Below are 8,821 nucleotides of genomic sequence, written 5' to 3'. Positions count from 1 at the left end.
CAGTCCTCCCGGCGCTCGTCCAGCTCGCGCTCGAGCTGCTCCACCGGGTTCTCCACCCGCGGCGGGTGCAGGATGGCGCGCGAGACGTTGTGGAACTCGTACCGGGCCAGCAGCTGGGCGGCGTCCTCCACCGGCAGCTCGTAGGCGTTGGCCAGCATGCGCACGTTCTCCGTGTAGAAGGCATGCAGCCGGTCCACGCTCTTGATGAACTCGATCTCCTTGGAGGCCATGGGGGGTCCCTTCGTCGGCGTGAACTTCAGCGTCCCCATCTTGCCCCACGACGCGATTCCGCGCACCCAGAATCGCACTAGGCTCCCCGGCATGGACACGTCCCCGCAGCTGGCCGTGGTCGTCAATCCCGTGCACGCCCTGTCCTCTCCCGCCGTCCGGGCCACGCGCGAGGTGGTGGCCGAACTCGGGTGGCCCGCGCCGCTCGTGCTGTCCACCACCCCCGACTCCCCCGGCGCCGAGCAGGCCCGGGAGGCGCTCGCAGCCGGGGCCACGCGCGTGGTCGTGGTGGGAGGCGACGGCACGGTGCGGCAGGTGGCCGACGCGCTGGCGGGCACCGAGTGCGTCCTGGGCATCGTGCCCACCGGCACCGCCAACCTGGCCGCCCGCAACCTCGGCTTGGCCCAGCTGACCCGCAAGGGCCTGCGCCACGCGGTGACGGCCGCGGTCACCACCGCCGGCGACCACATCGACGTCGGGCGCGCCACCTGGCGCGGCACCGAGGGGCTGCAGCGCGGCACCTTCCTGGTGACCGCCGGCATGGGTCACGACGCCGCGATCATCCAGGACGTGGAGAGTGCCGACAAGGAGCGCCACGGGTGGCGGGCCTACGTGCGCCCGGCCCTGGCGCGGGCCGCCGACCCCGGCTGGCCGGTCACCGTGGACGGCGAGGAAGGGGAACCGTGGAGCGTGCTGGTCACCAACTCCGGGGCCATCCCGTGGGGGCTCGGCGTCTCCTCGGCCCGCATGGACGACGGCCTGCTCCAGGTGGTCGTGGTGGACCCCGACCCGCTCGTGGAGTGGCTCACCGTGGCCCTGGCGGGGGTGCTGCCGCAGGTGCCGCGCCTGCCCGGCATCCGCCGGCACTCCACGGCGACCGCCACGCTGCGCCCCGACTCCCCCGCCCCGGCCCACCTCGACGGCGACCCGCTGGGCGAGGTGTGGGAGCTCACCTGCTCGGTGGAGCCCGCTGCCCTGTGGGTGGCCCGCCCCCACCCGGCGCGCGACTCCAGCCCCGCGCTCGACCCGCACGTGCTCACCAGCGCCACCCCCGCCGGGGTTGTCGCGGTCATCCGCTCCCTGCGCGAGGGTGGCATCACCCCGGCCGAGCGCGAGGCGGTGACCTCCGCCCTGCTGGCCCTCCAGGGCGAGCACTTCCAGGAGGTCAAGTACCTGCTCAACTCCGGCGGCGACGGGCACGACCTGGAGCACTTCGTCTACGACGTGCTCGATGCCGGGCAGCGGCGCCGGGTGCTCGACCACATCGCTGCCCAGGCGGTGCCGCACGACGAGCTGCGGGTGCTCAGCGACATCGACGACACCTTCAAGGCCAACCTCCACGACCGCCGGTACGACCGGGGCACCGTCTACCCGGGCGTGGTGGAACTGCTCGTGGCCCTGGACCGCTCCGACGCCGCGGGCGACGCCTCCCGCCCGGGCGACCTGACCTTCGTCACCGCCCGTCCCGCCGGTCCGCGCGACCTGCTGGAGCGCTACTCGGCCAAGGGCTTCACCGGGCTGGGGCTGCCGGCGCACACCATCCTCACCGGGACCGTCCGCGGGCTCGTGGACCGGGGACGGATGCGCGACGGCAAGGTGCGCAACATGCGCCGCGATGCCGCGCTGTTCCCCGAGTGTCGGCAGGTCTTCCTCGGCGACTCCGGCCAGGCCGATGCCGAGGTGGCCCTCGAGGTGCGCCGCCGCTGGCCGGATCACCTCACGGCGGCCTTCATCCACTGCGTCACCGAGGTGGACGAGGCCACCCGCGAGCGCTGGCGGGCCGCGGGAGTGCACCCCGTGGACGACTGGGCCCAGGCCGCGCGGGTGGCCGGGCAGCTCGGCCTCATCGACACCGCGGCGGTGCAGCGCGTGGAGGCCGCCGTCGCGGCCGGGGTGCCGGCGCTGGCCGACACCGACGGCACCCGGCCCGTCCCGGCCCGCTGAGCGGGCTCACTTCTCGAGGCGCTCCAGCCGGTCGAGGATCGCGCGGCCCCGCCCGGAGGTCTCGTCGAGGGCCACCGGGTAGCCGCCACGCAGCGCCACCGGCGTGAACGACAGGTCGGTCACGCCCTGGTCGTCCAGTGTGAGGTGCAGGATGGCCGAGTCGGTCTGCTCGGCGCCCTCGGGATAGCCGTCGAACACGAAGTTGCCCAGCCCCCAGGCCACCGCCGTGCCGTCCTGCGGGTCCTGCCGGTAGCCCTGGAGCACGTGCGCGTGGTGGCCCAGGACGGCCGTGGCGCCGGCGTCCAGGGCGGCCTGTGCGATGGCGCGCTGTTCCTCCACGAGGAAGGTCTTGTTCTCCCGCCCGGCGTGCATCACCACGAGCACGTCGTCCACCTGGTCACGGACCGCGGCCACGTCCTGGGCCACCTGCTCGGGGTGTCCCCAGGCGACGCCGGCGCGCTGGGAGGTGGCCTCCCACTGCTTGTTGGAGAAGAAGATGCGGGCGTTGTCGGCAGGCACGTCCATGTAGCTGAGCACTGCGATCCGCCGGCCGTTGGCCTCCAGGACCGCTGGCTCGCGGGCGGCCCGGGGGTCGGCGCCGGCCCCCGAGTGCGGCAGCCCCGCCTGGTCGAGGGCACGGACGGTGGAGAGGATGCCGGGCTCGCCGAAGTCGTAGACGTGGTTGTTGGCCAGGCTCACGTGGTCGAAGCCGGCGTCCAGCAGCACCTCCGGCGAGGAGGGCGGCGACATGAAGGTGTACCGCTTGTGCTGCCGGTCGCCCTGGTCCCGGGCGGTGCCCAGCGTGGTCTCGAGGTTGCCCAGCGTGAGGTCGGCGGAGGCCAGCTCGTCGGCGACGCCGGCGAACACCCGGGACCCCCGGCCCGCGGTGATGTCACCGGCCGCCCGGTGGGCGAGCTTGAGGTCGCCGACGACCGCGAGGTGGACCGGGCCGGCGGCTGGGTCGTCGGGACGCTGCGCGGGCGGCACCACGGCACCCTCCGGGGCGGGGTCGGAGGAGGGCGAGGGCTCGGAGGAGCTGGGGGCCGACGGGTCGGCGGAGGCCGCGGTGGACGGGGAGTCCGACGGCGTGGCCGACGGGTCGGCGGAGGCCGACGGCTCGGACGACGCGGACTCCCCCGGCGAGCCGGTCACGGGCGAGGAGGCGGTGGTCGCGGTGGAGCCGGTGGACGGGTCCTGCCCGGACTGCTCGGCACACCCACCCCCGACGATCAACGTGGTGGCGGCAGCGGTCAGGGCGAGGGTACGGCGCGGGGAGATCACGCCCGGCACCCTAGGGGGCAGCACTGTCAGTCGGCTGTCACGCCCCGCCGCGGTCCGGGTGCCTGCAGGCTGCCACCGTGACACCATGGCGCGCGTGAATCGACTGACACACCTGCGCAGGTGGGAACCCAAGGGTCTGGAGGCCCTGCGGGTCCGCAATGACGATGCCCGACGCGCACCGGATCGCGACCCCGACTCCGTGGGCGACCGCAGCGAGGTCATCGCCCGGGGGTTCCGCTCCACGGCGGCGTTCGCGGGCCGCCTCCTGCTCGTCATGGCGGCGCTGGGGGCCGTGCTGTGGCTCGTGGGCAAGCTCTGGGTGGGCGTCCTGCCCCTGCTGCTGGCCCTCATCCTGGCCTCGGTGCTCCAGCCGGTGGCCCGGCTGCTGCGCTCCTTCATGCCCAACGGTCTGGCGGCCCTGACCACGGTGCTCGGGGCGCTGGTGCTGCTGCTGGCGGTCCTCTCGGCCATCATCCCCTCGATGGTGGACCAGAGCGGCCAGCTGGCCGAGCGCACCGTCACCGGCATCGAGCAGGTGCAGGACTGGGCCTCCCGGCCGCCGCTGAACATCCAGGACCAGCAGGTCAACAAGGCGATCGACCAGCTGACCACCAAGATCCAGGACGCCAGCGGTGAGATCGGCAAGGGTGTCTTCAGCGGCGTCGCGGCCGTCGGGTCGGCCTTCGTGACGGCCCTGATGACCCTGGTGCTCACCTTCTTCTTCGTCCGCGACGGCGACCGCTTCCTGCCGTGGGTGAGCCACCTCTCGGGACGCGCCGCGGCCCCGCACATCACCGCCCTGGGTACCCGCCTGTGGAGCACCCTCAGCGGCTACGTGCGCAGCCAGGCCATCATCTCGGCGGTCGACGCCACCCTCATCGGCATCGGCCTGGTGGTGCTCGGCGTGCCGATGTGGGGTGCCCTGGCCATCCTCACCTTCCTCGGTGGCTTCGTGCCCATCGTGGGTGCCGTCACGATCGGTACGTTGAGCGTGCTCGTGGCGCTGGTCTCCGTGGGCCTCACCAAGGCGCTCATCCTGCTGGGCATCGTGCTCTTCGTGCAGAACGTGGAGGGCAACATCCTGCAGCCGATCGTGCAGGGCAAGGCCATGCAGCTGCACGAGGGCATCGTGCTGCTCTCGGTGGCCGTGGGTGGCTCCATGTGGGGCATCCCCGGCGCCTTCCTGGCCGTCCCGGTGGCCGCGAGCGTGGTGGTGGTGCTGCGCTACCTCAACGAGCAGGTGGACCTGCGCTCCATGGACGACCCGGAGACCCGCGCCCGCCGGCAGGACCTGCTGGAGGACGAGGAGACCCGCCGGGAGCAGGAGGAGTCCCGCGAACCGACCGCTGTGGTGCCGGTCTGCGTCGACTCCGACGGCCAGCCGCTGGACCCGCAGCCGAGTCCCGACGGTCCCCGCGACCGCGGCAGCGGAGCCACCGTGGAGGGGCTGGACCCCGAGCGCGGCTGAGGCCGCAGCGGGTCCTGACACGACGGAGCCCCACGCGCCGGAGGGGGGATGGTGCGTGGGGCTCCGTCGTGCGTGCCGGCCGAGGGGGTCGGCACGCGGCTCGGGGGATCGTCAGCTGGCCTTCTTGGTCACGCCGCGACGGTCGCGCAGGTACTGCAGGCGCTCCTCGAGGAGCTCCTCGAGCTCCGGGATGGAACGGCGCTCCAGGAGCATGTCCCAGTGGGTGCGCACCGGCTTGGTGGGCTTGCGCTCCGGCTCCGGGCCGTTCTCGAGCTTGGCCTCCTTGCCGCAGCGGCACTCCCACAGGGCGGGGAGTTCGGCCTCCACGGAGAAGGGCAGCTCGGTGACGTGGCCCTCGGGGCAGTTGTAGCGCACCAGCTGTCGCTCGCTGAAGGTGACGTTCTCGTCGCTCTCCATCGACAGGGCGGACAGGTTGGTGCCACGCAGGGAACGCTCGGCCATGCTTGTACTCCTGATGCCCCGGCGAGGGGGCGGACGCTGGGTGACTGGTGGTCCGTCGGTGGGCGTCGGCGCGGTCTCGTGACGCGCGACGGCCCGTGCCACGCACAGGTGAACGCACGGTGACGTGCGCGTGTTCCCGGGTGGCCACCCCGATGGGGTGTGAGGTGCCGCTGCAGAGCGGCAATCCGTCAGTGTGCCAGAGGTGCGGTGTTCACCGCCAGTTCACGGCCCCGTGGCGTGGCACACCTCAGCGCGACCACCGGGGCGGGTCGACGATCTCGCCCTCGAGCACCTCGTCCTCCCCCGCCGTGGCGGACCCTGACGTGCCCGCACCCGGGCGGGGCGGACTCGTGCGCGCGTCGTCGGTGGGGGTGCCGAACCCGGAGGGTCCCGCGGGGCCACTCCCCCAGGCGCCGAAGCCCATCGGCTCCTCGCCGAAGGGGTCGCCGCCGATGAGGCCGCCGAGGAGCTTCTTCTCCACCACGCGCTGCAGCACCCGGCGCGTGATCGGCCGGGTGAAGGGCACCACGAGGAACAGGCCCATGGCGTCGGTCACGAAGCCGGGGGCCAGCAGCAGCGTGCCGCCCACCAGCACCAGCGCGGCGTCGGTGAGCTGCCGCGAGAGCTCGTGGCCGGTGGCCAGGGAGTTCTTGAGCAGCTTCCAGGTGCGCGAGCCCTCGCGCGTGACCAGCCAGGCGCCGAGGCTCGACCAGAAGACGAGCATCAGCAGTGTCCACCCGATGCCGATCTGCTGGCCGACGCTGATGATGACGGCGACCTCCAGCATCGGCATGACCAGCAGCAGCACGCTGAGGGCCACCATCCAGCGGGGGCGACGGCGCCGGGTGCGCCCGGCGCCGGAGGAGATCACACGGGGGCTCACCGGTGGCCCAGCTCCTGAGTCCGGCCGCGGCCCAGGGCGCGGCGCACCTGGCCGAGGCGGTGCTCCACGGCCCAGCGTGTCACCCGCACCAGCGACTCCTTGACGATGGAGGAGTCCATCTTGGAGTTGCCGCGCTCGCGCTCGATGAACTCGATCGGCACCTCCACCACGCGCATGCCGGAGCGGACCGCACGCCAGGCCATGTCCACCTGGAAGCAGTAGCCCACCGAGTCCACGGTGGTGAGGTCCATGGCGCGCAGGGCGCTGGCGCGGTACACGCGGTAGCCGCCGGTGGCGTCGCCCAGCGGCATGCCCAGGGCGATCTTGATGTACAGGTTGCCCGCCATCGAGATGATCTTGCGGTCCAGCGGCCAGTTCACAACGCTGCCGCCGGGCACCCAGCGGGAGCCCAGCACCAGGTCGGCACCGCGGTCGGCGGCCTCCAGCAGCAGGTGCAGCTGCTCGGGCTGGTGGGAGCCGTCGGCGTCCATCTCCACCGCGGCGTCGTAGCCCTGCTCCAGGGCCCACGCGAAGCCGGCGAGATAGGCGCGTCCGAGGCCCTCCTTGCCCTTGCGGTGCAGCACGTGCACCTGCGGGTCGGCAGCGGCCATGCGGTCGGCGATCTCACCGGTGCCGTCCGGGGAGTTGTCGTCCAGCACCACCACGTCCACCTGCGGGGTCGCGGCGCGCACGCGCCCGACGATCCACTCGATGTTCTCGGCCTCGTTGTAGGTGGGGATCAGGACGGCCACGCGCTGCAGGGGCGCGGTGCGGGCGGTGGTCTGGCTCACGGGGTCTCGTTCTCCATCGGGTCTGGGGTGGTCGCCGGTGCAACACCGGGAGACGTCCGGGTCATCCCATCATGCCGCGCGGTGTGCGCCGGTCCCCCGAGGGGCCGACGTCGCCGTGGCGCGGCGCGGCAACAGCCCGGCGCTGGTGCCCAGGGCCGCGACGGCGCCGAGCACCCAGGTGGGCCAGTTGCCCAGGCGGGTGGCCGGCGTGGTCGCGTCGTTGAGCGGGGCGGTCACCGAGAGCAGGGCGGGCTCGTACAGGCCGGTCTGCGTCCGCCCGTCGTGGGTGGTCAGGGTGCGCCCGTCGGGGCCGATGACGGCGCTGGTGCCCATGGTGCTCACCTGCGCCACCGTGCGGGCGTGCTCCACGGCCCGCACCCGGCTGATGGCCAGCTGCTGGGTGGACTGGGCGCCGTGGCCGAAGCTCGCGTTGTTGGTGGGCACGAAGAGCATGCCTGCGCCGCGCTCCACCGGGTCGCGCATGAGGTCGTCGTAGGCCACCTCGAAGCAGATGCCCAGGCCCAGGCGCAGCACCCCGTCCTGTGAGACTTCCCGGCGCACCGGCAGGTCCATCACCCCCGGGGCGGCGCCGGCCACGAAGTCCTGCGGCACGAGGTCGGCCTTCGCGGTGATCGCCCGGACGAGGGGCCGCAGCGGCACCCACTCCCCGAAGGGCACGAGGTGCTGCTTGTCGTAGCGGGCCACGGGACCCTGCCCGGGCAGGTACTGCAGCACCGCGTTGCTGGGGCCCGGGCCGGGCTCGCGCGGGATGGCGCCGAGCAGCATCGGGGCGTCGACGGCCAGGCTCGCCTCGGCCACCAGCTCGGCGGCGCGCTGGTCGGTCAGCGGGTTGGCGTCGGCGGCGTTCTCCGGCAGCAGCACCACGTCCGGGGCGGGGCGCGTGCCGTCCGCCACCTCGCGGGCGGCCTGCTGCACCAGGGCGGTGTGGTTGGTGAGCACCTGGCGGGCGCCGTGGTCGAACTGGAAGCCGGTCTGCGGGGCGTCGCCCTGCACCGCCAGCAGCTCGACCTCCGGGCCGGTGGGGGTGCTCAGCGGCAGCAGCAGCGGCGATGCCGTGAGCGCACCGGCCGCCGCGAGCGACCCGGCCGCATGCCCCCATCGCGCCCGGGCCGCGGCGAGCACGGCGACGGCCAGCACTCCCCCGGTGGCGGCCACCCAGGCGGAGAGCCCCGCGGCGGTGAGGTACTGCGCCACCGGCAGCGTGGGGGCGTGGGACTGAGAGAAGGCCAGTCGGGCCCAGCTGAAGCCGCCCCACGGCTGGGATCCGCGCAGCCACTCCTGGGAGACCCACAGCGCGGCGGTGAGCACGGGCAGGGCCACGGCCTCGGCGGCCGGCCGCAGCCGGGAGGTCCACCGCTGGGTGGCGGCCAGGGCCCACCCCATCGGCACGAGGTAGACGGCTTGGAAGACCGCGAGGGCGAGCCACGCCTCGACGCCGAGGTAGACGCCGGACCACGGCAGGAGCGGCACGAAGGTGCACAGGCCGGCCAGCAGGCCCAGCAGGGCGCCGGTGCGCAGCCGGGCACCGCGGGTGGCCAGGGTGAGGAGCGCGACCCCCGGGGCGGCGGCCCACCAGAGGTCGGCGTCGGGGTGCGCGAGGTACACGAGCGTGCCGCCCACGGCGGCGGCGAGCACGCGTTGGAGGAGGGCGACCACGCCGGGAGTGTAGGCGCGACGCTGGCTGCGTCGCCCCTCGCCCCCGGTACGTCGCCGGCTGACCGTGCGGTGACCGAGAGGACCACG

General features: G+C 73.8%; 8 protein-coding genes. 2 read left to right on the top strand and 6 right to left on the bottom strand.

What is annotated here, in order from left to right; genetic code table 11:
• Window positions 1–230 (bottom strand): hypothetical protein (locus tag ACFFHC_RS07605; protein WP_070705256.1); only part of this gene is annotated, 230 nt, incomplete at its 3' end.
• 91 nt (window positions 231–321) lie between these two features.
• Here ACFFHC_RS07605 and ACFFHC_RS07600 point away from each other — a divergent pair.
• Entirely contained in the window at window positions 322–2,172 is a 1,851-nt protein-coding gene (locus tag ACFFHC_RS07600; protein WP_180802158.1) for a diacylglycerol kinase family protein, read from the top strand.
• Between the two features lie 6 nt (window positions 2,173–2,178).
• On the opposite strand, the gene ACFFHC_RS07595 is transcribed toward ACFFHC_RS07600, so the two are convergent.
• Window positions 2,179–3,453 carry a CapA family protein gene (locus ACFFHC_RS07595; RefSeq protein ID WP_181443145.1) on the bottom strand — a complete coding sequence of 425 codons (1,275 nt, stop codon included), beginning with the start codon at window positions 3,451–3,453 and terminating at the stop codon, window positions 2,179–2,181.
• 94 nt (window positions 3,454–3,547) lie between these two features.
• Here ACFFHC_RS07595 and ACFFHC_RS07590 point away from each other — a divergent pair, with 94 nt between their 5' ends.
• Window positions 3,548–4,921 (top strand): AI-2E family transporter, encoded by a 1,374-nt coding sequence (locus ACFFHC_RS07590; protein ID WP_379804297.1) that lies wholly within the window; start codon window positions 3,548–3,550, stop codon window positions 4,919–4,921.
• Between the two features lie 111 nt (window positions 4,922–5,032).
• On the opposite strand, the gene ACFFHC_RS07585 is transcribed toward ACFFHC_RS07590, so the two are convergent.
• From ACFFHC_RS07585 to lnt, 4 genes are all read right to left on the bottom strand, one after another.
• On the bottom strand, window positions 5,033–5,383 hold the full coding sequence (locus ACFFHC_RS07585) for an RNA polymerase-binding protein RbpA (protein ID WP_070703482.1): 351 nt from the start codon (window positions 5,381–5,383) through the stop codon (window positions 5,033–5,035).
• 247 nt (window positions 5,384–5,630) lie between these two features.
• A complete protein-coding gene (locus tag ACFFHC_RS07580) occupies window positions 5,631–6,266 on the bottom strand; it encodes an FxsA family protein (RefSeq protein WP_237769698.1) in 636 nt (211 codons plus the stop codon).
• On the bottom strand, window positions 6,263–7,057 hold the full coding sequence (locus ACFFHC_RS07575; protein ID WP_070703483.1) for a polyprenol monophosphomannose synthase: 795 nt from the start codon (window positions 7,055–7,057) through the stop codon (window positions 6,263–6,265). Before ACFFHC_RS07575 ends, ACFFHC_RS07580 begins: the two co-directional genes overlap by 4 nt.
• Before the next feature lie 69 nt (window positions 7,058–7,126).
• Complete coding sequence (lnt, locus tag ACFFHC_RS07570; protein WP_070703484.1) at window positions 7,127–8,734, bottom strand: apolipoprotein N-acyltransferase; 1,608 nt, start codon at window positions 8,732–8,734, stop codon at window positions 7,127–7,129.
• Window positions 8,735–8,821: the final 87 nt, after the last annotated feature.

Origin of the sequence: Kytococcus schroeteri, from assembly GCF_042433515.1 — a bacterium.
Taxonomy (GTDB): domain Bacteria; phylum Actinomycetota; class Actinomycetes; order Actinomycetales; family Dermatophilaceae; genus Kytococcus; species Kytococcus schroeteri.
The sequence above is the reverse complement of the archived record's forward strand: the minus strand, read 5'-3'. Positions and strand labels throughout refer to the sequence as shown.

Coding starts and splice junctions, on each gene's coding strand:
- ACFFHC_RS07600 (WP_180802158.1), top strand. CDS start 322: ATGGACACGTCCCCGCAGCTGGCCGTGGTCGTCAATCCCGTGCACGCC.
- ACFFHC_RS07585 (WP_070703482.1), bottom strand. CDS start 5,383: ATGGCCGAGCGTTCCCTGCGTGGCACCAACCTGTCCGCCCTGTCGATG.